The following is a 25,477-nucleotide window of genomic DNA, read 5'->3' as shown; positions in this document are numbered from 1 at the left end:
AACTCAAAAAAATATAAGACACAGGTGGAAGTTCCAATGAATAACCCGTCAAAAGGGACCTTTTTAGGTCACCCTAAAGGGCTTTTTTTGCTCTTTAGTACCGAACTCTGGGAGAGATTCTCCTATTACGGCATGCGTGCCGTACTGGTGCTCTATCTGACCGACCTGACTGCCAATGGCGGTCTGGGCTGGAGTCAGGCAGACGCCCTCAAACTCTACGGTATCTATACCGGTCTGGTTTACATCACTCCGCTGATCGGCGGCTGGCTGGCTGACACCTTCCTGGGTCAACGCCGTGCCATCCTGATCGGCGCCGTGCTGATGGCCGCGGGCCAATTCACTCTGGCTCTGCCCCACGCCATGTTCCCGGATATGGTCAACAGCGTCTTCTATACCGGGCTGGCTCTGCTGATCGTGGGTAACGGTCTGTTCAAGCCAAACATCTCCACCATGGTTGGCGACCTCTATGCAGAGGGTGACCACCGTCGTGACGGTGCCTTCACCATCTTCTACATGGGTATCAACCTGGGCTCCCTGCTGGCAGGTGTGATCTGTGGTGCTGCCGCGACCGCCTACGGCTGGCAAGCTGCCTTCGTCGGTGCCGGTATCGGTATGCTGCTCTCTCTGGTGATCCAGGCGACTCTGGCCCAGCGTTTCCTCGGCGACATCGGCCGTGTGACTGCCGCTCAGCGTGCAGCCGCTCTGCGCACTACCGAGCAGAAAGCGCCGCTGACCAAGCAGGAAGTGGATCGCATCAAGGTCATTCTGGTGCTGGGTCTGTTCACCATCATCTTCTGGGCTGGTTTCGAACAGGCCGGTGGTCTGATGAACCTCTATACTCAGGAGTACACCGACCGCATGATCGGCTCTTTTGAAGTGCCGACAGCCTGGTTCCAGTCCCTGAACCCCTTCTTCATCATCACTCTGGCGCCGGTCGTTGCGGCCATCTGGATCAAGCTCGGCAAAAAAGAGCCAAACTCTCCGGTGAAATTCGCCATGGGTCTGCTGTTCCTGGCCGTTGGTTTCCTGTTCATGGTCGGTGCCGTGCTGCAGCAGGGTGGTGACAACACCGTCAAGACCTCCATGTTCTGGCTGGTTGGCGCGTACCTGTTCCACACCCTGGGCGAACTCTGCCTCTCCCCGATCGGTCTCTCCATGGTGACCAAGCTGGCTCCGCTGCGCCTGGCCTCCCTGATGATGGGTGCTTGGTTCGGCTTCGTGGCTCTGGCCAACTACGCTGCGGGCTTTATCGGCTCCTTCGTGGGTGAAGCCGGCCCCATCGCCATCTTCGGCGGTATCGCTCTGGCTGCCGTGATCAGTGCCGTGATCCTGCTGACCATGGCCAACCGTCTGGTCTACTGGATGCATGGTGCCGAAGGCCCAGCCAAATCCACTGACCATCAGGATGAAAAACTGCAGTCCGCTACCGCATAAGCGAGTTGGACAAGCAGACATAAGAGAGGGCGCCCATGGGCGCCCTCTCTTTTTATCTGACTGATATTCAACTGTGGCACCATGGCCGTCAGTGGTAACGCACCTGAACATGAAGGGCGCTGCCGCTATCGCTGCAAAACTGCAGGTCAAAGGGCTCGTGCCAGCTGCGTTTATGCAGGGCATAGTGGCTGCTGCGCATCAAGCCCAGGGGCAAGCCACCCGAGCGCATCAGCCAGTGGGGAGAAGTGAGCCCCGCATTGGCAAACACCAGCCCATCCTCCTGATCAAACAGCAGTGCCGCCATGGCAAAAGAGCTGCGCAGCCCCGACTCCATCAACTGATGATTGAGGTAGTCGAGCAACCGGTGTGGCTGACTTAACAGCTGACTCTCTTTGCGCTGGAACTGGCGATAAGGAACATTCATCAGCGAGCGCACCAGCGCCCCGCAGAAGGCGGCATCCGTCCCCATGATGGGCAACTCCATCACCAATACCAGTAACTTGTCCCCCACCTTGAAGGTGTCGGGAATAAAGAGCTGGCCCAACCCCTTGAACGTAATCTGCCAGGGGCCCCACTCCTGCAATCCCGGCGGTTTCAGTCCGGCCAGCAAACGGCTGGCGGCCCGATCGTGGGCACTGAAGTACTCCATATGATCCATCAGCTCCAGCTGCTGACTACGTGTCCCCTGGCTCTTGAGGCACTGCTCTATGCTGCGCTCGACCAGCGCGTAATCTTCCAGCGGCTTGAGCAGGTAATCGCGCGCACCGGCGCGCAGGGCACCAGCCACTGCCTCCATGGTGCTCTGGGCCGAGATGACGATAACCGGGATATCGGGGTAGCGAGCAGAGAGGCAGGCGATCACTTCGTGACCATCCATATTGGGCATGTTGAGATCGCAGAGCACCACATCGGGATGGTAGAGAGCTGCGGCCGACAGACCCTCAATCCCGTCTTCGGCCTGAAAAACCGTTGCCCCGTCCCGTGCGAGGTAACTCACTAGCGAGTGGCGAAAAACGGCTTCGTCCTCCACCACCAGGATCCGTAGCCCGGCTCTTAACATCTTGATAAAGCTCTTATTAGTCAATTGGTTATTTAGGTATTAAGACTAGTTCAAAAGTGAGGTATCCGCGGAAACGATGTGTCAAAAATAGACCTTGGTCAGGTTCTGAACGACAGATTGCTCTATTAACAACCACATAGCAGCACAACCTCTCCCCACAATGTCGCTACCTCCATGCGAATTGTGCAAGCTCCTGCCATAGGGGATAATGGCCGCCACACAAGCGCATAAAGAAGACCATGACTCCAGCCGAATACAGTGCCCTCGCCCACCCCAGATTGTCCCATCCGGCCCGCAGTCTCTATACACTGCAGCTGCGCCGACTGGTGCTGGAAAATCAGCTGGCCCGGCTCAACTATCCCGAGCTGGGTCGCGCACTGGCGGTGGTTGACCCGGGCGATCCCTGTGGCTTCTCGTTTCAGGTCAACGCCCGCCAGCTCACCGAACTGTTCGATGAACTGATGGAGGCGGGCTTGCTGCAGGTCGAGGCTCAGCCCGAGAGTGAGCACTACCATCAGTGCACGTTCCAGTTGCCGCTACTGACCCAGAAATTGCGCAGCCCGCTGCCAGAACGCCCTTTCCAGATGCATCTGCAATGGCGCCCGGACGAAGAGCTGCCCGCCCTCGCCCGTCTGTGCGGGGTGATCGATGCCAGCTATAGCGAAGAGGATCTGGGAGAATTTATCGCCTACTGGCTGGGGCGCCCCGAGGTATTCGACTCCCAGCATCAATGGATGCTCAAGTTTATTCGCACCCTCAAGACCCGCCGCTATACCCGTCGCAAGCCGATGGAGGTGCAGGGCTATCAGCAGGTGACGCCGGCCCCGGCAGAGTCGGGCCCGAGCAAACGGGCCCAACAGATGATTGAAGAGGCAAAGCGGCTGGCAGAGAGTCAGCAGATGCCTGCCCAGACACCGGATAATGATTGATACCATCTGCCTGCTGCAGGCAGAATCAGACCCCTGTCCCATCCCTGATCAAGCAGAAGGAGCATTCCATGACTGACCCGCAAGATCCCCTGCGCCAGGAGCTGGAAGAGATCGAAGCCAAGCGCCAGAAGATCGCCAAGGCCAAGCAGGACCACCGTGTTCACGACCCGGAATTGAGCCGCCATGTAGGTGGCCTGCTGGAGCGCATTCGTCGCCTGCAGCAAGAGACCGGCGGCGGCCAGTATGACTACGAGACCCTGCGCAAGGAGTACGACGCCAAGGCCAACGCCGAGGTGCGCGAGCTGCAGAAGGCGGCCCGTCAGGAGCGGATCCAGAAGCTAATCGCCCAGGCCGACCTCAACCCCGACTGGGTGTTCGACAAGATGGATGCCACAGATCCGGCGCTGCAATATCCCATCGAGACCGCCCGTTACTTTATCAGCGGTTTCGAGCACTGGGAGAAGAGCGGTGGCGGCTGCATGCTCATCTACGGCGATTACGGCACCGGCAAGTCAACGCTGGCGGGGGCGGTGGCACACGAGCTGATCGAGCGTCACCAGAAATCGGTGATCTTCCAGCAGTGGGCCTCCATCGTCGATCGCCTCTTCTTCAACGTCATCCCCGATCAGGACGAGCGCAACCAGTACCGCCGCGCATTGGAAGAGGTGGATCTGCTGATCATCGACGAGGTATCGGCCAACCGAGCCAAGATGGCGGAGAGCCAGTCCAGCTTCCTAGGCCACCTGCTGCGCCGTCGCCGCAACCTGTCAAAAAGCGTCATCATCATTACCAACCACACGCCCCAGACCCTGCATCAGGCGATCGGTGATTTCAGCTATGAGGCGATCAAGGCGTTCAATCCGGTGGATATCCACCTGAGCGGCCCCAGCCGTCGCCCCAGCATCGGCAACTACAACGGCTGATCCCCTCTCAGCGGGTGCGAGCCGCCAGCGGCTCGCACCCTCGCCTCTCTGCTGGCCCACAAATAGAAACAACTCTCATTTACAGCAAGCGAACAAGCCACTAGGCTAACCCCTTTTGCCAAGGGAGCTCAGCTATGCCAACCACACTGATTTTCGGAGCCAGCCGCGGGCTGGGCCGCGCCTTTACTCACCACGCTCTCGCTGAGGGTCATCGGGTGGTTGCGCTGGTGCGCAGCCCCGAGATGGCCACGGAGCTGGGTGCGCTGGGAGTAGACGTCATCGAAGGGGATGCACTGGATCCGGCTGCGGTGCAGCAGGCGTGTGCCCGGGCGGGGCAAGATGCCCAGGTTGTCTCCACCCTCGGCAGCTTCCGTCAGGCAGCTCCAGTGGACTATCAGGGCAACCGTCATGTGATCGATGCAATGGAGCAGGCAGGTCTGAAACGGCTACTGCTGGTCACCTCTCTCGGCTGCGGCGACAGCTGGCAATATTTGCCGCAGCGGGCCCGCGCCGCCTTCGGCCACGAGGTGCGCCTCAAGAGTCTGGCGGAGAGCTGGCTACAGACCAGCTCCCTCGCGTGAACCATTCTGCGCCCGGCGGGCCTGCAGGATGGCGACGCTACCGGCCGTGCCGAACTGAGTCAGGGCAAGGAGGTTCATGGACTGGTACGCCGCACCGATGTGACCACCCAAGGGCTGCGCCTGCTGGCGGATGAGACGGCGGTGGGGCAGATCTACGCCATCAGCGATCCCGAACTCCAGCGCGGCTAAAGCCGCAGTAAAACTGCTCATATCCATCACATAACAAAACGGTCAGCCCTTGGGCTGACCGTTTTCGCTTTACCGCACACGCTATCTCACGGGCGCTTGCCCTATCCCGCTTAACCGGCGGTCGTCTCACTCTGTACGACCGGCTGACTGGCCACCGGCAGTGACTGCTGCCGCCAACGCAGCAGCAGGCAGGCCAGCACGCCGTAGAGCAGCGCCAGTCCCCACAACTGCCACCAGTAACGGGCAACCTGGGCGAAGTCAGCCCCCATCTGGTTAAGGCGCAGAAAACCCTCGATAGCGGGGATAGTGGGCACCCACTGAGCCAGCCAGTTGAGTGGGGCCGGGATCAGCTCGAGCGGCCAGATAAAGCCCGCCAGAAAGACCAGCGGCAGGGAGGAGATCAGCACCACCTGGGTTGGCAGATCCCGCCGGGTAAATATCGCGCCGAGCACCACGCCAAACCAGCAGGTCGCCAGCAGGAACGGCAGGGCAAACAGCCAAAGCTGCACCGGATCTGCATGACGAGCGATATTGTAGTGATCGAAGCAGAAGCCGAGGAAGTAGCTCACCGGCAGCAGGAACAACACCGCCAGCACCAGAGTTCTGGCCAGCAACAGCGGCAACACCGGCGCGCTTTGCCAGTAACCCTGCTCGCCGCGACAGCTGCGCTGGTTCTGGGTCGCCCCCAGGATCCCCGCCCCCATCAGCAACACCTGATGGAGGATCAGCACGAACACCGCCGGCACCACGTAGTTGACGTAACCCATGGTGGGGTTAAACACCGGCACCACGTTGAGGGCCACCGCATTCCAGCCCATCGCCGCTTGTGGCAGCGCCTCGCCGTGGCTCAACAGCCGCGCCACCTTCACCTGCGCGGCGAGGGTGCCACCGGCCTGCGCCAGCCCCTCGGCAATGGTACCGTAGACCAGAAAGTAGGAGGCATCACCGGCATAGCTCAGGGTGACGCTCTTGCCCAGCATCAGATCCCGATAGAAGTGGTTGGGGATATGCAGGATCCCGCTCGCCTTCCCGGCCATCATCAGCTGCCGCGCTTCATCCAGCGAATTGGCCCGCGCTACCAGCTTCACCTGTGGCGTAGCATCGGCCATAAATTCCAGCTGGCGCGAGAGTTGACTGCCATCTTCGTTGACCACCACTACCGCCTCTTCCCGCGGCAGTTGATGCAGATAGGGTTGGGGGTAGAGGAAGGAGTAGAAGAACACCCCGCCAAACAGGGTGAGCATGATGGCGCGATCCGCCAGCAGGGTGCGCAACTCGAGGCGCAAAAGATCGACAAATCCCAGCATCACTCAGGCTCCTTTTCGGCGACTGCCACTGCGGCTGATTGACGGGCCAGCTCGGCCTGCTGCTTGTAACGGCGTACCACCAGCAGCAAGGGGAGCAGAAACAGCAGCAGCGCCCCCAGTTGCGGCAGGGCGGATGCGAGCGGCAGACCGTAGTTGCTCTGGCCAATCTGCAGCTCGACATAGTGAGAGACCGGCAACAGGCTGCGCCAGAAGCGGGCAAAATCCCCCATGGCACTCACCGGAAAGGTGACCCCCATAAAGGCGAAACCGGGCGCAGTGTAAGCCCCCGCCAGCGACAGGGCGCGCGCCGGATCCCGGATGATGCCGTAGAAAAAAGCCCCCATGGTGACGCAGGCGGCCGAGGCAAGCCCCAGCCCCACCAGCAATACCAGCCAGCTACCGTGCATGGGGTAGGAGAAGCCCTTGAACAGCAGCAGCGTCCAGACAATCCCCCAGCCCCAGCCAATCAGCACGTGAGGCAGCAGGGTGCGCCAGAGGCCAAACCAGACACCGCGAGTGGTCCAGTCCAGCCCCAGTCGATCGGTACGGGCCAGCGCATTGAGGCCGAACAGCACCACCAGGATCTGCCATACCGCGGGCAGAATGGCGCTCAGCAGAAACTGGGCGTAGCTGGAGTTGAGGTTATAGAGCGCAGTGACCTGACTGCTGATGGGCACCGACTGCCCGAGTGCGCCGGGTAGCGCCTTGCCGCCAGCCATCGCCTCCAGCACGCCCACCTGACCATTGAGAGTGCCGACCACCTGCGCCAGCGCAGAGTTGACCAGCTTGGCGATGAGGATGAACTGGCCGTTGTTGAACACCGTCACCTGCGGCTGGGTGCCCTGACGGGCATCCCGCTCCAGATGGTTGGGGATCACCACCAGCGCATAGATGTCGCCACCGCGCAGGGCGTGCGCCCCGGCGTCGATGGAGTCAAACTGTTGCGCGACCTTGAGCCCGGCCGAGCCATCCAGCGAGAAGGCGAGCTGGCGCGAGAGCATGCTGTGGTCGAGATCCACCAGCCCCACCTTGAGGTCGCGGGCCAGCCCTGCCGAGAAGATCCAGCAGAGGATCCCCATCAGCAGCAGCGGCACCCAGCTCATCAGGGCACGACTGAATGGATCCTGCCACAGCAGCCGAAATTCACGTCCCATCAGAGTTCAACCAGCACACTCATGCCAACCCGCAGCCCCTCAACCGGTTGCAGCGGGCGAGCCTCCACCTGGAAGCTCTTCATGTCGAAGCCCTGACGGGTATCGGTGGCACGCCAGGTAGCAAAATCCCCCATCACGGCCACATGGGTCACCTTGAAGCGCACCATCTGATCGCCAAGGCCCGGGATGCGGGCATCGAACTCGGTACCAACCGGGAAGCGGGGCAGCAGATCTTCGCGAACGTGGAACTGGGCCCAGGCATCGCTCATGTCGAGCAGGGTCACCACCGGGAAGCCCTGCGGCGCCAGCTCGCCGCTGTGCAGCAGCACCTGACTAACCTCACCGGTGTGGGGGCTGACGATACGGGTATCGGCCAGATAGGCCTCAACCTCGGCCACCGAACCGGCCGCCATCTTGGCCTTCTCGCGAGCAGCGATCTTGGTCTCTTCCCGCGCCCCCTCAAGAGCCATCTGGTACTGCTGCCATGCCATCCCTTCGCTGTAGCGGGCGGCTTGCCAGGCGGTCCAGGCCTCATCGCGTTTTTGCAGCGGCATCACGCCGTCGCGGTGCAGGCTGGCAACCCGCTCATAGGTCTTGCCGCGCAGGGCTGCGGCGGCCTTGGCTTTTTGCCACTGATCCTTGGCCGCAGCGATCTGCTGGGCACGGGCTCCTTTCTCCGCCTCTTGCGCCAGCGCGCCCGCAGCCGCTTCGCCAGCCTTGGCCTGGCTCAGCTTGGCTTCAATCTCGGGGCTCGCCAGAGTAAAGACCAGCTGATCCTTGGTCAGCTGATCGCCCTTTTTCACCAGCACTTCGTCGATGCGCCCCGGCACCTTGGAGGAGACCGAATACTGCTGTGCTTCAATCTGCCCTTGCAGATGCACCGGCTCCGGCTGATAGGCGAGCCAGAAGCGCCAGCCGAGCCAGACCACCAGGATCACCAGCACCAGCGGCAACAACAGCGGTTTACCCTGGCTCATCTTCTTTTTGATGGGGGGATGGCTCATCACTTCACCTCGACAAACGGGCGACCCTTGGCGGTCGAAACAGAGATAGAAAAAGGCACGGACTGAAGTGCGATCATGAGTTCACCTCGATCACCTGACCGTGCTGATATTGATTGAAACTGTTCATCTGGCCGGAGAGGGCCAGCAGACGGGCCAGCGACACCACATATTGATAAGCCGCCGCCGCGCGCTGGGTCTTGACCCCTGCCAGCTGGTTCTGGGCATCCACTACATCGAGTGACGTAGAGAGCCCCTGTCCGAAGGCTTTGTCACGCAGCAGCACGTTCTCCTCGGCCAGCGCCTGGGTGGAAGAGAGGGATTGATACTCCTCCAGCCCCTGCGCCGCTTCACGCCAGGTCTTTTCCACCAGCAGCTTCAGATCCTCGCGGGTTTTGGCCTGCAGCAGATTGACCTGCAGCTCGGCACTCTTGGCAGCCTGCACCGTCTCGGAGCGGCCATCGCGGCTCACCAGCGGCATGCTGACGCCCACCCCCACCAGCCAGTCCGGCGCTGTCTTGGAAGCTATCGAATCATCTTCATAGAGGTTGTAGTTACCGAACAGGAACACCTCGGGGGCATATTTGCCCTGCTCGACCCGGATCATCCCCTTGGCCTGCTCCTTCTTGGCGCTGAGCAACTTGAGGCCGGGGTGAACTTCCAGGGTCTGTTGCACCAGCCCATCGAGGCGCGGCAGCTCACTGTTGACGAACAGGCCGCTGCCCGGCTGGGCATCTGGCAACTTCAGCATGCGGCCAAGGGCCAGTTCGGCGATCTCGAGACTGCGACGCGCCTTCTGGGTATCGATGCGGGCGCGGTCATAGGCAGACTGGGCAGAGAGACGCTCCACCTTGGCTATCTGCCCCTGCGCTTCAAGCTTCCTGGCGTGATCCAGATGACGGGCCAGCCCCTCCTCAATATCCTGCTTGGTCTGTACCACCTGACCTGCCAGCACCACACCGAAATAGGCCTGGGAGAGGCTCTCGAAAGTGGACTGCTCCTTGAGCACCAGCAGTTGCTGCGCCTCGCTCACCTGCGCCTGGCGGATATCCTGCGCCGCATCGATGCGACCGCCGGTAAAGAGCGGCCAGAGCATCTTGACCGAGCTGGTCACGACATTCTGCTTGGTGAGAGGTGTAACGAAGTCGTCGGGCGAGAGCTGAGGAAGAGGTACTGTCGATTGGCTCAATATGCCCTGCAGCGCCTTGATCATCTCCGGATGGCTGGCGATGGGGTTGAGATCCATCATGTCGAGTTCCATCGGCTGATCGAGGTGGGTATAGCTGGCCCCCACATCTACCTTGGGCAGATACATGGATTTGGCAGCCTCGCGCAACTGCTTGGCGCGATCCACCCCTGCCTGTTCGGCAGCCAGCCCCTCATCCTGCTGGATGACCCGGGTCCAGGCCTCGCTGAAACTGATGGTCTGTGCCTGCGCCGACCCCAGCACGGCACCCAGCAGACACGGCCAGAGTGATGTAATGAACCTTGACGTCATAGATCCCCAATCCGCATTGTTGCAAAAATGTTTGGAGCTTTTGCTCGCATAAGCCCGCCATCATAACGCAAACGAGGCCGACAAGTGGACAGACAATTATGCAAGGGGCTGGCCCGAATGGTACAGCACTCCCTGACGGTCAATCTGGCCGTTTTTCAATAACTCCAGAATTTGCAAGCCTTGGCGCGACGTTTTTTTCAGAAAAAAATGGCTGACGCTCAAATACTAACCTTTTCTCCTGCCTAAAAAATGCGTAATATACGCCGCCCTAAGCCGATGGTAACCGTGGAATGCAGATAGGTCCCCACACGCTTGAAACTCCCTTGATCGTGGCTCCCATGGCCGGTGTAACTGACCGACCATTCCGTGAACTTTGTTTGCGACTGGGGGCCGGCATGGCCGTTTCCGAGATGCTGCTGGCCAACCCGGATGTCTGGGATACCCAGAAAACCCGGATGAGAATGGATCACTCTGCAGAAGGCGGTTTGCGATCGGTCCAGATTGCCGGAGCCGACCCCGAGATGATGGCGTTTGCTGCCCGCTACAACGTGGAGCAGGGCGCACAGATCGTCGACATCAACATGGGATGTCCGGCAAAAAAAGTGAATAAGAAGCTGGCAGGTTCAGCCCTGCTGCGATACCCCGATCAGGTCAAAGCAATTTGCCGGGCCGTGGTGGATGCAGTGGAGGTGCCTGTCACCTTGAAGATCCGCACAGGATGGGATCCGGATAACCGCAATGGCGTGGAGATCGCCCGAATCGCCGAAGATTGCGGTATCGCGGCCCTCGCCGTGCATGGTCGTACCCGTGCCTGCCTCTACAAGGGCGAAGCGGAATACGACACTATCAGGGCGATTAAGCAGGCCGTATCGATTCCTGTTGTCGCCAATGGCGACATCAACAGCCCGGAAAAGGCCCGGTATGTCCTCGACTATACCGGCGTCGACGCCGTGATGATCGGCCGCGCTGCGCAAGGACGACCCTGGATTTTCCGGGAAATCCGTCATTTTCTTGAGACGGGCACCAAGCTGCCGCCTCCCGAAAGGGAAGAGGTTCGCACCCTGATGAACGAGCATGTAACCAACCTGCACCAGTTTTATGGTGCATATCTGGGAGCGCGCATAGCCCGTAAACACGTGGGCTGGTATCTGGATGAAGAAGAGACGGGCCGAGAATTCCGTAAGCACTTCAATGCCCTGGATTGTGCAGACGCACAACTTGAGGCACTCGAAGCGTATTTCGATGGATTAGGTTAACGCATAACTAAAGAGCCGACCGAATATGTTCGAACAAACCCTGACTTCTGATGCATTGGTAACAACTACTCACAATCACGCTGCCGAGCCGACCCAGCGCCCCCTGCGTGACTCTGTGCAACAGGCCCTGCGTAACTACCTGGCCCAGTTGAACGGTCAGGAAGTGATTGATCTGTACGATATGGTTCTTTCCGAAGTCGAAGCGCCGATGCTGGACGTGATCATGCAGTACACCCGCGGTAACCAGACTCGCGCCGCCGTGATGATGGGCATCAACCGTGGTACCCTGCGCAAGAAGCTCAAGCGTTACGGCATGAACTGATTGCTGGCCTGATGCCGCGCAAGCGGAACAGGGCAAAGATGAAAGGCGCCGGGTAGCAATACCCGGCGCCTTTCTTTATGCTCCCCTTCCCACTTCCCCACTACAAGCGCTATGAACCGCACGCCCCTGCTGCTGATGGTACTGGTCACCCTGCTGGCCGCCGCCGGCTGGCTCTTCTCGAAAGAGGCGATCCGCGAACTGCCGCCCGCCGCCTTTATCGGTAGCCGCTTCCTGCTGGCCGCCCTGCTTTTGCTCCCCCTGGCCTGGCTGCGTGAACCACCGCCGACCCGACCCCAGATAGTGCGCGCTGCCGGTTGTGGCACCCTGCTCGGTGCCAGCCTGCTGCTGTGGGTCACCGCCATCAGCCAGAGCGATGCGCTCGGCAGCGGCGCCTTTATCATGAGCGTTGCGACCCTGATGGCCCCGCTGGCCGCCTGGGCAGCCTTTCGGGCCAAACCCGGCCGCCACTACTGGCTCACCCTGCCCATCGCTATCGCCGGTTTGCTGCTGCTCTCCAGCAGCACCCACTGGGGCGTGTCGCTCTCGCTGTTCTGGTTTCTGGCGGCTGCCACCACTCTCGGCATCCAGCTTGCCGTCCATCGCCACTTCGCCCAATCCATCGCCCCCACCTGGCTCACCTGCATTCAGCTGGCGATGACCGGCCTGCTCGGCACCCTGCTCTCCCTGCTGACCGAACAGTGGCCCGAGGCCGGTGTCAGCCACGGCATCTGGGGCTGGTTTGCTGCGAGCGTCTTGATCGCCACCACATTGCGCTACTGGCTGCTCACTCATGCGTTGAGCAAGATGACTACCGCTCACGCCGCCCTGATGATGCTGCTGGAACCGGTCTGGACCCTGATCCTGAGCACCCTCTTCTATAGCGAACCCCTCGGCGGCGCCAAACTGGCCGGAGCCGGACTGGTGCTCGGCGCCCTGGTGCTCTACCAACTACCCCTGCTGCTGCGCAGTGCCCGCCTCAAAACGCCCGTCTGATACGCGTCACCGCCCTGCAGGGCGGTGTCACCATCTCCCTCCTGTTTGCGTATCTTGTCCTGCCAATGCTGACGTTCTGTTAACGGCATTTAACCCTTGGTATCCATAGGGTTAAAGGGCATACCCCATGAAAAAATGCCATATGGCCAGCTTGATGAAGGTCACATTCCTCCCCCGCGACCCTCCCTATCATGCCCCCATCATCGGTCTGGACAATCCTGACGATGGCCACACATGGGAATAACAAGAGAAAAAACTATGCAGCAAACCAGCCCCCTCAAGACGGTCACGGTCAGCATATTGGCAACCGCCATGCTGATCTTTGTGGCCCAGTACCTGATAGGCAAACAGGAGATCAAGATCGGCATCGCCATCATCCCGATCCTGCCAATGCTCTTTGCCGTGATCATCGGCATGATTGTCTCCGCCAAACCGGTCAAGGATCGCATCCCCGGCTGGAAGCAGCTCTTCACCGAAAAAGAAGAGGGCTTCTGCGGCAAGATGGTGGGTTTCAGCCTGCTGATCCTGGGCACCCAGTATGCGGGGATGATCATCCCCAACCTGAAGATGATCCTGAGCGTCGGCGTGCCGCTGTTCCTGCAGGAGATTGGCAACCTGCTGCCGATCCTGATCGCCATCCCGCTGGCGGTGAAGTTCGGCTTTGGCCGTCGCGCCATCGGGGCCTGCTCCTCCATCAGCCGTGAGCCGTCCGTTGCGGTAATTCAGGGCAAGTTCGGCACCGGCTCCCAGGAGTACATCGGCGTGCTGGCCATCTACCTGTGCGGCTCCGTCATCGGCACCCTCTGGTTCAGCGTGCTGGGCAGCATCGCCCCGCTCACCGGTCTGCACCCGCTGGCGCTGGCTGCCGGCTCCGGTGTGGGCTCAGGCTCCATGCTGAGTGCCGCTTCCGGCGCCCTGATCAACGGTCTCGACGAAGCACTGGCTCAGCAGGTGCTGAGTATCGCGGCAGCCTCGAACCTGCTCTCGTCTGCCCTCGGCGCCCTCTCCCTCACCTATCTGGGTCTGCCGCTCGCTGAAAAAATCTATGCCCTGACTGCCAAAGGAGAGAAAGCATGAAAAGCATCGTAATGGATATGCGGTTCGTCTTTCTGGCGATCCTGCTGGCCATGTTTACCCAGACCCTGACCACCGGCACCCCGCTCTGGCAGATGGGTGACAGCTTCATTGCCATGTCGCTGGTGGTGTTCGCTTCGCTGATTGCCAAGCGCTATCTGCCCTCCTCCCTGCCGGCGTTTGCCTATGCCACCATCATCGGCATTCTCATCTGCCTGCCGGAGACCCCGGTGCGCGGCCTCTTTATCGACGCCGTCGCCAAGATCTCCTTCCTCTCCTGCTGCGTACCGCTGCTGGCCTTTGCCGGTCTCTCGGTGGGCGGTCAGCTGGAAGAGCTGAAGAAGATGTCCTGGAAAGTGATCCTGATCTTCATGATCGTCTCCACCTGCTGCTTCTTCGGCGCCTCGCTGGTGGCCCAACTCGGCTTCTCCATTCAAGGGATCATCTGATGAACAACATCCATATTGAACCGGCCCTGCTGGCCCTGCGCGACTTCAGCCACGAAGTGCGCCACCATCTGCACACCATTCCGGAAGCCTCCGGCGTCGAGTTCAAGACCTCGGCCTACTGCCGCGAGCTGATGGCAAGCTTCGGCTACCGTCTAACCGACTACCCGGGCTTCACCGGTTTCCACGGCGATCTGGTGGTTGACCCGGTACTGCCGACTATCGCCTTCCGTGCCGACATGGATGGCCTCGAGATGCACGACATGAGCGACGTTGCGTTCAAGTCGACCCACGAGGGGATGGCTCACAACTGCGGTCACGACTCCCATATGGCGATCGCCCTGACCGCAGCCAAATTCCTCTCAGAACAGCGCTCCCGCTTGCAGTACAACGTCCGCTTTATCTTCCAGATGGCGGAAGAGGATATGCGGGTGCCGGGCGCCGAGAAGATGGTCGAACTGGGCTGCATGAAGGGGGTGGACGAGGTCTATGCCCTCCATAACGACGGTGCCATGGAGACCGGCACCATCAAGTTCAACCACGGTGTCATGTCCTCCTGGGGCTCCGCCTGGACGCTGGATGTGCACGGTATCTCCGCCCACGGCTCCACCCCTCACAAGGGGCTGGATGCCATCCGTGAAGCGGTGCGGATCATCGAGGACATGGACTACATCGTCGCCAAGCGCACCAGTCCGTTCAGCCCGGCGGTGTTTGGCTGCGGCATGATCAGCGGCGGCACCATCCCCAACGCCATCGCCGACCATGTGCAGGCGCGCGGTACCATCCGTGCCATGGATGCCGAGACCGACCAGATCCTGAAGAACAGCTTCAAGGAGATCGTGGCCCAGAGCGAACTGCGCGGCTTCAAGACCAAGATGGTCTATGCCGGGTATCCGGCGGTCGAGAACCACGCCGATGCCTGCGCCCGTCTGCTGCAAGCGGCCGCCGACGTATTGCCCTCCGAGGGGATCAACGCTCAGGGTCAGCCGATGACCGGCAGCGAAGATTTCAGCTATATGGTCAACGCCTGCCGTGGCCGCAAGGGGGCCATGTTCTTCCTCGGCAGCGGCTGTCAGGCCAAAGGGATCTGCAACTACCTGCATGCCAACCCCTACTACCTCGATGACGACTGCCTGCTGGTCGGAGCCCAGATTTTTATCAATCTGGCGACCCGCAGCGCTTAATCCCGCATACCGATAAAATCAGAAGAGAGGCCAAGGCCTCTCTTTTTTTGTCTCTGTATTTTTGCTCTGTGTACGACAAACAACCCGCGGCTAGAGCCACGGCAACTCCGCCATATTGGCAGTCGGCGGCTGATTGATCAGATGAAGTTGCACCGTCTCCCGGCTGATATGGGGGGCGTAGAGGTGGATAAAGTCGTACATGTAGTCGCGCAGATGGGCATGCTTGCGCAGGCAGATATGGGTGGCGCTCGAGGCGATCAGGTGGTCGATGTTGAGACTCACAAGATCCTCCCTGTCCCCCTCGTCGAAGGCCACGCTGGCAATCACCCCGACCCCCATCCCGAGCCGGACGTAGTGCTTGATCACGTCGGTGTCGGTGGCGGTCAGCACGGTTTTCGGCGACAGGCCGTGGCGGCTGAAGGCCTTGTCCATCTTGGAGCGGCCGGTAAAGCCAAATACATAGGTGATGAGGGGATAGCGAGCCAGATCGGCCATCGACAGCGGCTGGCAGTCGATCAGCGGATGACCGTGGGGTACCACCACGCTGCGTCCCCAGCGATAACAGGGCACCGCAGCTAGCTCGTCGAACAGATACATGGACTCGGTGGCGATCGCCATATCCACATCGCCGCTTTGCACCATCTGGGCCAGCTGGGCAGGCGCCCCCTGATGGAGCTGGATCGCCACATCGGGATAACGACGGCTGAACTCGGTAATCACCGCGGGCAGCTTGTAGCGCGCCTGGGTATGGGTGGTGGCGATACGCAGCACCCCGCTGGTGGCCAGCTGCTCACCCAGCGAGAGCTGGTTGATCTGCTCCACCTGCGCCACTACCCCCTTGGCCAGCTCCATCACCTGCTCGCCTGCGCTGGTCAAGCCGACCAGATTTTTCCCCTTGCGGGTAAAGAGGGCGAGCCCGAGCTCATCTTCCAGCATCTTCATCTGCTTGCTGAGGGTTGGCTGGGAGGTGTAAAGCTTCTCCGCCGTCGCCGAGATGTTGAAGTTGTTCTTCACGATCTCGGTAAAGTTCTTGAGCCGGGCGATGTTCATCTGGGCAAGGGATCTCGCTGCTACGGCCAGTGGGGCTGGCCTGAAAAAGAGAGAGCGGGGCTGGCCCCGCAGCTGACAGCCGACCATAGCACAGCGCCGCGCGCGATAACCTGCCCCAGGTCAGAAAGCGGCGAGCTAGTCGCAGGCGAGCTTGATCCCGAGCCCGACAAACAGGGTGCCGATGCCCCGGTTGAGCCAGCGGCCGAGACGCTGTGACAACCGTACCCTGTGGCTGGCATAGACGGTGGTAAAGACCAGCAGGTGACACCAGATGATACCGCCCAGATTGAAGATGCAGCCGAGCAGGATAAAGGCGAGCGCCTTGTCGGGGGCATCCGGTGCGATGAACTGGGGCACGAAGGCGAGAAAAAATAGCGCCACCTTGGGGTTGAGCACATTGGTCAGCACTCCCTGCCGGTAAATCTGGCCATAGGAGAGGGCAGGCAGGGTGGCCCCTCTCTCCATGGCACCCGTAGCCTGCTGGCGCAGCAGGGAGAACCCCAGATAGATGAGGTAGATAGCGCCAGCCAGCTTGATAAGGGCAAACAGTTCGGCCGACGCGCTGAGCAGGGCCGACAGACCGAGGGCCGCCGCCAGCACATGCACCATGACACCGGTGCCGATGCCCAACGTCGCAACCGAACCGGCACGCCACCCTTGCGAGCCACTGCGCAGCATGACCAGCAGGGAGTCGGGCCCCGGCATGATATTGAGCAGCAACCCCGAGACCATAAACAGTGCAAGATCATGAATACCGAACATCCCCCCTCCCCTCGTAAAGAAAAACCAAACAAAAAGGGCTCCGCAGAGCCCTCTTTTCTTTCACTCTGCGGCAGCTGACGCATCATCAGCTGTCCCGCCAGCCATCAGGGCCGCAGCGCCTTGTCCGCCCGCGAGATGCCGCAGACGCCGGAGCGCACCACTTCGATGATCTCGTTGGTCTGGGCAGCAGTCTTGATAAAGGCATCCAGCTTCTCGCTGGTGCCCACCAGCTGTACCGTGTACTGCTCCGGGGTGACGTCGACAATCTGGCCGCGGAAGATATCCGCCAACCGTTTCAGCTCATCACGAGCGCCACCGGCGGCGCGTGCCTTGACCAGCGCGATCTCCCGCTCGATATGCTCCCCTTCGCTCAGGTCGCACACCTTGAGCACATCCACCAGCTTGTGCAGTTGCTTCTGGATCTGCTCCAGCACCCGCTCGTCACCCATGGTGACTATGGTCATGCGTGACAGGGTGGGATCCTCGGTCGGCGCTACCGTCAGGGTCTCGATGTTGTAGCCGCGCTGGGAGAAGAGACCCACCACGCGGCTCAGGGCGCCGGATTCGTTCTCCAGCAGAACGGAAATTATATGTCTCATCAGGTTCTCTCCGTCTTGCTCAGCCACATCTCATCCATGGCACCAAACTTGATCTGCATCGGATAGACATGCTCGTCCGGGTCGACCGAGATATCCATGAACACCAGCCGATCCTTCATGGCGAAGGCTTTCTCCATGGCGCTCTCCAGCTCGGCCGGATCGCTCACCGCGATGCCGACGTGGCCGTAGGCTTCCGCCAGTTTGACGAAGTCCGGCAGGGACTCCATGTAGGAGTGGCTGTGACGACCGCCGTAGAACATCTTCTGCCACTGCTTGACCATGCCCAGCGCACGGTTGTTGATGGAGATGATCTTGATGGGCACCCCGTACTGCATGCAGGTCGAGAGCTCCTGAATGTTCATCTGCACCGAGCCGTCGCCGGTGACGCAGCAGACCACCGCATCCGGGTTGGCAAACTGGGCCCCCATGGCGGCCGGAATACCGAAGCCCATGGTGCCGAGGCCACCGGAGTTGATCCACTGGCGCGGTTTGGCAAACGGGTAGTAGAGGGCGGCAAACATCTGGTGCTGGCCGACGTCGGAGGCGACGAACGCCTCACCCTGAGTCACCTTGTAGAGGGTCTCGATCACCTGTTGCGGCTTGATCTGGCTGGCCGACTTTTCGTAGGCCAGACAGTGACGGGAGCGCCACTGGTTGATCTGGCTCCACCAGTCCGCCAGCGCCTCCTTGTCGTTATCGAAGCCACACTCGCGGATCACCTCCAGCATCTGCTCCAGCACGGTTTCCACCGAGCCGACGATGGGCACATGGGCCTGCACCGTCTTGGAGATGGAGGTGGGGTCGATGTCGATATGGACCACGGTGGCATTGGGGCAGAACTTGGCCACGTTGTTGGTGACGCGGTCATCGAAGCGGGCACCCACGGCGAAGATGAGATCCGAGTTGTGCATGGTCTTGTTGGCTTCGAAGGTACCGTGCATCCCCAGCATGCCGATGGATTGCGGATGGGTGCCCGGGAAGGCGCCCAACCCCATCAGGGTGGTGGTCACCGGCAGGTTCAGCAGCTCCGCCAGCTTGATCACCAGATGATCCGCGTTGGCGTTGATGGCGCCGCCACCCACGTACATGACCGGGCGCTGGGCATCCACCAGCAGTTTGGCGGCCCGCTTGATCTGGCCCTTGTGGCCCGACTTGGTCGGGTTGTAGGAGCGCAGGGAGACCGTCTCGGGGTATTCGTAGGGGAATTTCTCTTTCGGATTCTGCACATCTTTGGGCAGATCCACCACCACCGGCCCCGGGCGGCCGCTGGCGGCAATGTAATAGGCCTTCTTGATGGCGGCCGGAATGTCGCTGGCTTTCTTGCACAGGAAGCTGTGCTTCACCACCGGACGGGAGATACCGATCATGTCGGTCTCCTGGAATGCATCCTCACCGATCATGCTGGTCGGCACTTGGCCGGAGAGGATCACCAGCGGAATGGAATCCATATAGGCGGTGGCAATACCGGTAATGCAGTTGGTTGCTCCCGGGCCGGAAGTAACCAGCACGGTTCCCACCTTGCCGGTGGAACGGGCGTAACCGTCAGCCATGTGCACCGCGGCCTGCTCGTGCCGCACCAAGACATGCTCCATCTTGCCGTTTTCGAAGAGAGCGTCATAGATGTCGAGCACCGAGCCACCAGGGTAGCCAAAGACGTGCTCAACTCCCTGATCCTCCAGCGCTCTAACCACCATCTGGGCGCCTGATAACATCTCCATGATAAAGCCCTCCAGGCTTTGCTCCGTTTAGCGAATCCCGCCGACGATGCCGTGCTTCCCGGCACGGCCCGATCCGTTTCTTGTTGTTATCTGAAGGCAGATCGGCCCAATTCAGCCCCGTCGGCAGCAGAAAAAAAGGATTTTTCCATCATTGACCCGAAAATCGGGTGAAAAACCAACTTAACCCGCCAATGAACGCTTGTCCACGGCTTTGTCGGCGGGTTCCAGTCAGACATTTCAGACAGTGCCCAGCCATAAGAGCGGCGGTAACAGAAAGGGGAAGCTGTCACGCTGATAGGCAGAGAATTGTGCTGGCCGGTGAAAAAACGGCAATAAAAAAGCCCGCCGACAGGGGCGGGCTTTGTGGCAGCAGTGCGACCTAGTGGTCATCTTCCGGCTCGGCCAACCAGATCTGCTGATCCGGATCGGTCTCTTCACTGACCGAGATGCTGACACCCATATCGAGCAACTCGTGCAGGGTGAGATTGTCAGCCAGGTTCATGACTTCGCCGTTTTCATTGGTAAAGCGCATTTGCTCCATCCTCTCCTTGGTGGGATCGCCTTTCAGTCTAGTCAACCGCGCTCACTTGCGATAACCAGCAGCCAGACAAACCTTCACCACCCTCCAGCTCGCTCAGGCGATCGCTCACCTCTTCGGGAAAAAGCGTCCTCCCCCAGAGCCGACGTGACAGAGAGGAGACGCTCTCCTCGGCCCCTGCAGCCAGCCAGCTGGCCAGCTCCCGCGCCACATCGGGGTAGCAGACCATCCCCGGCGAGGCGCTGTCGAGCCAGCTGCGCACCAGATTGGCATCGAGGTAATCCATCAGGGTCGCCAGTCCCATCATCTCCAGAGTCTTGCCGTTGGTCAGCTGTTCGAACTGGCCGCCAAGGGGCTTGACCAACAGCTTCTTGCCGAGGCTGAGCGCCTCGGAGGCGAGCTCGAAACCGGCGTTGGAGATGACGCCGCGACATCCTGCCAGCACCGTCAGAAAAGCGGGGCGCGAGGGGGGCTCAAAGCGCAGGTTGCGCCACTGGCTCGGGCTGCGAATGGCGGGGTGAAAGCAGACAAAGCGCTGCTGGCCAAAGCGGGACAACAGGGCCGCGATCGCCTCGGTCTGCTCGAACGGCAGATAAACCAGGATCTCGCCGTTATCCGGCATCACCCGAACAGGATCGATCACCGGTGGCAAAATCGGTTGACCGAAGTGAAACCAGTGCAGCCCGAGCGGCTGATTGACCGGCGCAAAGTGGCGCATCAGCTGGCGACTCAAGCCATCTTCACCCCAGCGGGGGATCGGCCAGTTGAAGCTGGCCTGATGGCTGACGGTAAGGCTCGGGATACCGCAGCGGCGGGCGGCATGGGCAGTCAGCGGCTCAAAATCGCTCACCACCAAATCGTATCCGTGACAGTCGAGCCTTTGCAGATCCCGCCAGAAGGTGAGCGGTGACGCCGCCTGCAGGGTACGCCACGGCGAGACTCGCCCCTCATGGCTGACGAAAGTGAGCCCAGCAAAAGTGCGGTACTCCCCGAACTCCTCCATATCGAAGTAACGGTCGGCGGGTCGCCCGCTGAAGAGATAATCCACCTCGACCCCGGCCGCTCGCAGCGCCCGGGCCAAGGTGCGGCTGCGGCTGATATGGCCGTTGCCGGTGCCTTGCACGCCAAAGAGTATCTTCATCCCTGACTCCAGCAGAGGGCCATCAGGGCGCAGCCGCCACCCAGCAGGGCGCCGGCCACCAGATCGCTCAGGTAGTGAACCCCGAGCAGCAGCCGGGATGCCCCGACCAGCGCTGCCCAGCCAAATAGCAGCGGCGCCCAGAGCGGAAAACCGGTCGCCAGTATGGTGGCCATCAAGAAGGCGGCGGCAGTGTGGCCAGAGGGAAGGCTGTAACGATCGGAGGGGGTGATAAAGACCGGCAAACCGACTGGCCGTTGCCGTTTCAGGCTGTTTTTCAGTAGCAGATAGAGCGGCAACTCGATGGCAAAGGCGAGCAACGCCAGCTTCACCAGCTCGCGTTCACTCTCCCCCTGCCACCAGAGCAGAGCGGCCAGCACAGCGTAAAGCGGGCCGTCACCGGTACGGGAGACAAGGCGACTCACCCTCGCTTGCTGCCGGTTATAGGTGTGCAGCAGACAGACCCGGCATACCTGCAGGTCCCATTGCTGGATCTTGTTCATAACCCCTCCTTCCCCGAGATCTCGTTGCAGAGTAGGGAGGCGGGATGACAGGGTGTTGAACGGGGGATAACAGATTTATGAAAAAAGGGCCAAACGGCCCTTTTTAATCGATGGGGTGTGCGGTTATCAGTGATTGCCGCGCAAACCGGTCTCCATCAGGCGGCAGTTGTGATCCGCCAGACGAGCCATGAACTGTTCGTCCACTTTCAGGCCAAATACCTGTTCGTAGAGATCTTTCATCACGAACGGCTGCCACATCATGCTGAGGAAGGAGATCTTCAGCATCTCGGGATCCAGATTGTCACCCAGCTCGCCGTTGGTTTTCATGGTTTCCAGCAGGGCGTCGAACTGCGGCAGTTGACGCTCCAGCAGGCGGCTCAGCACAAAATCCCGCCCCGGGCTCTTCTCGGTCGACAATGCGCTGGAGATAGCGGAGGTCAGCTCGCTGTTTGGCGCCATCACCTGATAGTAGGTGTTGAGCAGCTCGTTGAGGCTGTGGTTGCTGTGCTCATCTTGCCAGGCATGGTCAAGCGGCTCGGCGACATCACCCAGCACCGCCTTGTAAAGACCCTCTTTACTGCCGAAGTAGTAGTGGATCATCGCCAAGTTGGAGCCAGCCAGCTCCGCGATTTCGCGTGTAGTTACCTTGCTATAGGGAGTATTGAGAAAACGCTCACGGGCGGCAGCAAGCAACTTGTCACGAATGTCAGAACGTCCGACCGGACGACCTGGTCTACGTTTTTCCATTTAACACCTCAGAAAATTCAGCCAATGCTGATAAGTCGATCTGGTTGTGCAGAGATAGAGAGCACAGCAGGAATGACCAGATAATCCGTCATGGGCCGAATATGGGACAAGGAAATTTGCAATCCTTTACAATCCGATTAAATATCCCAGCAGATTTCCCCTGACTGCGCGTGTTGACACAGCATAAAAATCTCGATATTGGTAAAGGCGTTATCGACTGCAAGGACAACAACGTCATGCGTATTGCCACCCCGCTACTACTAATCTCCCTAATCGCGTTAACTCGCGCGGGATCCTTGTAGCCGGGCTAAGGCATAGCCGGAATTTACAAAAACCCGTGCACCCTGCACGGGTTTTTTTATGCCGCCGCAGGATGCACGTCACCGAACTTAGGAAGAGGGAAGTCACATGTCAGATCGGGTCATCATATTCGATACTACCTTGCGTGATGGTGAGCAGGCCCTGGCGGCCAGTTTGACAGTCAAGGAGAAGCTGCAGATTGCCCAGGCGCTGGAGCGGCTCGGTGTCGACGTCATGGAGGTAGGCTTCCCGGTCTCCTCTCCCGGCGATTTTCACTCGGTGCAGACCATCGCCCGCCATATCAAGAACAGCCGGGTCTGTGCCCTGGCCCGCGCCCTGCCCAAGGATATCGATGCCGCCGGTGAAGCCTTGCGGGTCGCCGACGCCTTTCGTATCCACACCTTCATCTCCACCTCCTCCATCCATGTGGAGAGCAAGCTGAAAAAGAGCTTCGAGGATGTGCTGGAGATGGGCATCAGCGCCATCAAGCATGCGCTGCGCTACACCGATGATGTGGAGTTCTCCTGCGAGGATGCGGGCCGCACCCCCATCGATAACCTCTGCCGCATGGTGGAGGCCGCCATCAAGGCGGGCGCCCGCACCATCAATATCCCGGATACCGTCGGCTACACGGTGCCGACCGAGTTCTCCGGCATCATCCATACCCTGTTCAACCGGGTGCCCAACATCGACAAGGCCATCATCTCGGTTCACTGCCACGATGATCTGGGGCTCTCGGTGGCCAACTCCATCGGCGCAGTGCAGATGGGAGCTCGCCAGATTGAGTGCACCATCAACGGTATCGGCGAGCGGGCCGGCAACTGCTCGCTGGAAGAGGTGGCGATGATCCTCAAAACCCGCGCCGATCTGCTCGGGGTGCACACCAACATCCGTCACAACGAAATTCATCGCACCAGCACCCTGGTCAGCCAGCTCTGCAACATGCCGGTGCAGCCCAACAAGGCGATCGTCGGGGCCAATGCCTTCTCCCACAGCTCCGGCATCCATCAGGATGGGGTACTCAAGGCGAAAAACACCTATGAAATCATCACCCCCGAGAGCATTGGCCTGACCCAGAACAACCTCAACATGACCTCCCGCTCCGGCCGCCACGTCATCAAGCACCGGATGGAGTCCATGGGCTACGCCGAGAGCAGCTACGACCTCGACCATCTCTACGCCAAGTTCCTGACGCTGGCCGACAAGAAGGGGCAGGTGTTCGACTACGACCTCGAAGCGCTGGCCTTCTTCAGCCAGATCCACGAGGAGCCGGAGCACTTCAAGCTGGAGTACCTCGGGGTGCAGAGCGGCAGCTCGGTGCTGGCGACAGCCTCGGTCAAGCTCAAGGTGGGTGGCGAGGTAGTGAGTGAAGCCGCCACCGGCAACGGTCCGGTGGATGCGGTCTACCAGTGCATCAACCGCATCACCGGCTACGAGATCCGCATCGACAAATATGCCCTCAAGAGCAAGGGCGAAGGGGAAGATGCTCTCGGTCAGGTCGATATCGTCGCCGAGTACAAAGGGCGCAAATTCCACGGCATGGGGCTGGCCACCGACATCATCGAATCCTCAGCCCATGCCCTGCTGCATGTGATCAACAGCATCTGGCGCGCCGATCAGGTGGCCGAACAGATGGAACGCAATAACACAATCAAGACGGAGACAGTATGAGCAGTTATCGGATCGCAGTATTGCCGGGTGACGGCATTGGCCCGGAAGTGATGGCCGAGGCCGTCAAGGTACTGGCAAAAGTACAGGCAAAATTCGGCTTCTCCCTCGACTATCAGCACTTTGATGTGGGCGGCATTGCAATCGACAACCATGGCACCCCGCTGCCGCAGAGCACCATCGCGGGTTGCGAAGCAGCCGATGCCGTGCTGTTCGGCTCGGTGGGCGGCCCGAAATGGGAACATCTGCCCCCCAACGATCAGCCTGAGCGTGGCGCCCTGCTGCCCCTGCGTGCTCACTTCAAGCTGTTCTGCAACCTGCGTCCGGCCCGCATCTACACCGGTCTGGAGCAGTTCTCTCCGCTGCGTGCCGATATCTCCGACCGCGGTTTTGACATCGCCTGCGTGCGCGAGCTGACCGGCGGCATCTACTTCGGGCAGCCCAAAGGGCGTGAGGGAGAAGGGGCGAACGAGAAGGCGTTCGACACCGAGGTGTACCACCGCTTCGAAATCGAGCGCATCGCCAAGATAGCGTTCGAATCGGCTCGCGTACGCCGTGGCAAGGTCACCTCCATCGACAAGGCCAACGTGCTCGCCTCCTCCATTCTGTGGCGCGAGGTGGTAACGCAAGTGGCCAAGGATTATCCCGATGTCGAACTGAATCATATGTATATCGACAACGCCACCATGCAGCTCATCAAGGATCCCTCCCAGTTCGACGTGCTGCTCTGCTCCAACCTGTTTGGCGACATTCTCTCTGACGAGTGCGCCATGATCACCGGCTCCATGGGGCTGCTCCCCTCCGCCAGCCTCAACGAATCGGGTTTCGGCCTGTTCGAACCGGCCGGCGGCTCGGCCCCGGATATCGCCGGCAAGGGTATTGCCAACCCCATCGCCCAGATCCTCTCCGCCGCCCTGATGCTGCGCTACAGCCTGGGTCAGGAAGCTGCCGCCCAGGCCATCGAGCAGGCCGTGGCCCAGACCCTGGCCGAAGGTTACTTCACCGCCGATCTGCATCAGGCCAGCGCCCGCCATCCGGTACAGAGCACAGCCACCATGGGCGACCAGATCGCCGCCCGGATCTGAGCTGAAGAACAGATAACA

Annotated in this window: 24 protein-coding genes and 1 pseudogene; 12 read left to right on the top strand and 13 right to left on the bottom strand. The window is 60.4% G+C overall.

Annotation, left to right across the window (positions count from 1 at the left end; translation table 11 throughout):
- Positions 1-36 precede the first annotated feature (36 nt).
- Complete coding sequence (locus WE862_RS07860; protein WP_042031806.1) at positions 37-1,434, top strand: peptide MFS transporter; 1,398 nt, start codon at positions 37-39, stop codon at positions 1,432-1,434.
- An 88-nt stretch (positions 1,435-1,522) separates the two neighbouring features.
- Here WE862_RS07860 and WE862_RS07855 read toward each other — a convergent pair whose 3' ends face one another.
- Entirely contained in the window at positions 1,523-2,494 is a 972-nt protein-coding gene (locus tag WE862_RS07855) for a response regulator (RefSeq protein WP_041210394.1), read from the bottom strand.
- A gap of 239 nt (positions 2,495-2,733) precedes the next feature.
- On the opposite strand from WE862_RS07855, the gene WE862_RS07850 reads away from it, so the two are divergent.
- The 3 genes and pseudogenes from WE862_RS07850 (at position 2,734) to WE862_RS07840 (ending at position 5,116) form a co-directional block, all read left to right on the top strand.
- Positions 2,734-3,423, top strand: a complete 690-nt coding sequence (locus WE862_RS07850) for a DnaT-like ssDNA-binding domain-containing protein (RefSeq protein ID WP_042031807.1) — start codon at positions 2,734-2,736, stop codon at positions 3,421-3,423.
- 68 nt (positions 3,424-3,491) lie between these two features.
- Complete coding sequence (locus tag WE862_RS07845; protein WP_041210392.1) at positions 3,492-4,346, top strand: DnaA ATPase domain-containing protein; 855 nt, start codon at positions 3,492-3,494, stop codon at positions 4,344-4,346.
- Between the two features lie 134 nt (positions 4,347-4,480).
- A pseudogene (locus tag WE862_RS07840) lies at positions 4,481-5,116 on the top strand (SDR family oxidoreductase).
- Positions 5,117-5,226: 110 nt separating this feature from the next.
- On the opposite strand, the gene WE862_RS07835 reads toward WE862_RS07840, so the two are convergent.
- From WE862_RS07835 to WE862_RS07820, 4 genes are all read right to left on the bottom strand, one after another.
- On the bottom strand, positions 5,227-6,423 hold the full coding sequence (locus WE862_RS07835; protein WP_042031811.1) for an ABC transporter permease: 1,197 nt from the start codon (positions 6,421-6,423) through the stop codon (positions 5,227-5,229).
- Entirely contained in the window at positions 6,423-7,577 is a 1,155-nt protein-coding gene (locus WE862_RS07830) for an ABC transporter permease (protein ID WP_042031812.1), read from the bottom strand. Before WE862_RS07830 ends, WE862_RS07835 begins: the two co-directional genes overlap by 1 nt.
- The gene (locus tag WE862_RS07825; RefSeq protein ID WP_082035484.1) at positions 7,577-8,581 is read right to left on the bottom strand and encodes an HlyD family secretion protein; all 1,005 of its coding nucleotides are present in this window, start codon (positions 8,579-8,581) and stop codon (positions 7,577-7,579) included. The genes WE862_RS07830 and WE862_RS07825 overlap by 1 nt, the downstream gene beginning before the upstream one ends.
- Positions 8,582-8,654: 73 nt before the next feature.
- The gene (locus WE862_RS07820; protein WP_042031813.1) at positions 8,655-10,076 is read right to left on the bottom strand and encodes a TolC family protein; all 1,422 of its coding nucleotides are present in this window, start codon (positions 10,074-10,076) and stop codon (positions 8,655-8,657) included.
- A gap of 290 nt (positions 10,077-10,366) precedes the next feature.
- On the opposite strand from WE862_RS07820, the gene dusB reads away from it, so the two are divergent.
- The 6 genes from dusB (at position 10,367) to WE862_RS07790 (ending at position 15,351) form a co-directional block, all read left to right on the top strand.
- On the top strand, positions 10,367-11,332 hold the full coding sequence (gene dusB / locus WE862_RS07815) for a tRNA dihydrouridine synthase DusB (protein ID WP_033114933.1): 966 nt from the start codon (positions 10,367-10,369) through the stop codon (positions 11,330-11,332).
- A gap of 25 nt (positions 11,333-11,357) precedes the next feature.
- Positions 11,358-11,654 (top strand): DNA-binding transcriptional regulator Fis, encoded by a 297-nt coding sequence (gene fis / locus WE862_RS07810; RefSeq protein ID WP_005309538.1) that lies wholly within the window; start codon positions 11,358-11,360, stop codon positions 11,652-11,654.
- 111 nt (positions 11,655-11,765) lie between these two features.
- Complete coding sequence (locus tag WE862_RS07805; protein ID WP_042031814.1) at positions 11,766-12,647, top strand: DMT family transporter; 882 nt, start codon at positions 11,766-11,768, stop codon at positions 12,645-12,647.
- Positions 12,648-12,905: 258 nt separating this feature from the next.
- Complete coding sequence (locus WE862_RS07800; RefSeq protein ID WP_005339140.1) at positions 12,906-13,724, top strand: DUF3100 domain-containing protein; 819 nt, start codon at positions 12,906-12,908, stop codon at positions 13,722-13,724.
- Positions 13,721-14,170, top strand: a complete 450-nt coding sequence (locus WE862_RS07795) for a hypothetical protein (RefSeq protein WP_042031816.1) — start codon at positions 13,721-13,723, stop codon at positions 14,168-14,170. Before WE862_RS07800 ends, WE862_RS07795 begins: the two co-directional genes overlap by 4 nt.
- Complete coding sequence (locus WE862_RS07790; RefSeq protein WP_042031818.1) at positions 14,170-15,351, top strand: M20 metallopeptidase family protein; 1,182 nt, start codon at positions 14,170-14,172, stop codon at positions 15,349-15,351. The genes WE862_RS07795 and WE862_RS07790 overlap by 1 nt, the downstream gene beginning before the upstream one ends.
- 90 nt (positions 15,352-15,441) lie before the next feature.
- Here the strand turns inward: WE862_RS07790 and WE862_RS07785 are convergent, their stop codons facing one another.
- From WE862_RS07785 to WE862_RS07750, 8 genes are all read right to left on the bottom strand, one after another.
- The gene (locus WE862_RS07785) at positions 15,442-16,401 is read right to left on the bottom strand and encodes a LysR substrate-binding domain-containing protein (RefSeq protein ID WP_042031819.1); all 960 of its coding nucleotides are present in this window, start codon (positions 16,399-16,401) and stop codon (positions 15,442-15,444) included.
- Positions 16,402-16,536: 135 nt separating this feature from the next.
- Entirely contained in the window at positions 16,537-17,163 is a 627-nt protein-coding gene (locus WE862_RS07780; protein WP_042031821.1) for a LysE family translocator, read from the bottom strand.
- A gap of 104 nt (positions 17,164-17,267) precedes the next feature.
- Positions 17,268-17,762, bottom strand: coding sequence for an acetolactate synthase small subunit (gene ilvN / locus WE862_RS07775; protein WP_005311605.1), 495 nt, complete (start codon positions 17,760-17,762; stop codon positions 17,268-17,270).
- A complete protein-coding gene (locus WE862_RS07770; protein WP_042031822.1) occupies positions 17,762-19,480 on the bottom strand; it encodes an acetolactate synthase 3 large subunit in 1,719 nt (572 codons plus the stop codon). The genes ilvN and WE862_RS07770 overlap by 1 nt, the downstream gene beginning before the upstream one ends.
- 379 nt (positions 19,481-19,859) lie before the next feature.
- Positions 19,860-20,012, bottom strand: coding sequence for a hypothetical protein (locus tag WE862_RS07765; protein ID WP_104015791.1), 153 nt, complete (start codon positions 20,010-20,012; stop codon positions 19,860-19,862).
- A gap of 37 nt (positions 20,013-20,049) precedes the next feature.
- Entirely contained in the window at positions 20,050-21,159 is a 1,110-nt protein-coding gene (locus WE862_RS07760; RefSeq protein WP_042031823.1) for an MJ1255/VC2487 family glycosyltransferase, read from the bottom strand.
- A complete protein-coding gene (locus WE862_RS07755; RefSeq protein ID WP_042031824.1) occupies positions 21,156-21,659 on the bottom strand; it encodes a phosphatase PAP2 family protein in 504 nt (167 codons plus the stop codon). The genes WE862_RS07760 and WE862_RS07755 overlap by 4 nt, the downstream gene beginning before the upstream one ends.
- Positions 21,660-21,785: 126 nt before the next feature.
- On the bottom strand, positions 21,786-22,406 hold the full coding sequence (locus WE862_RS07750; RefSeq protein ID WP_033114941.1) for a TetR/AcrR family transcriptional regulator: 621 nt from the start codon (positions 22,404-22,406) through the stop codon (positions 21,786-21,788).
- Positions 22,407-22,814: 408 nt separating this feature from the next.
- Between WE862_RS07750 and leuA the strand changes: the two genes are divergently transcribed.
- Both leuA and leuB read left to right on the top strand, forming a co-directional pair.
- Complete coding sequence (gene leuA, locus WE862_RS07745) at positions 22,815-24,377, top strand: 2-isopropylmalate synthase (protein WP_042031825.1); 1,563 nt, start codon at positions 22,815-22,817, stop codon at positions 24,375-24,377.
- Positions 24,374-25,459, top strand: a complete 1,086-nt coding sequence (gene leuB, locus WE862_RS07740) for a 3-isopropylmalate dehydrogenase (RefSeq protein WP_042031826.1) — start codon at positions 24,374-24,376, stop codon at positions 25,457-25,459. Before leuA ends, leuB begins: the two co-directional genes overlap by 4 nt.
- Positions 25,460-25,477: the final 18 nt, after the last annotated feature.

Source organism: Aeromonas jandaei (assembly GCF_037890695.1).
GTDB classification, from domain to species: domain Bacteria; phylum Pseudomonadota; class Gammaproteobacteria; order Enterobacterales; family Aeromonadaceae; genus Aeromonas; species Aeromonas jandaei.
The sequence above is the reverse complement of the archived record's forward strand: the minus strand, read 5'-3'. Positions and strand labels throughout refer to the sequence as shown.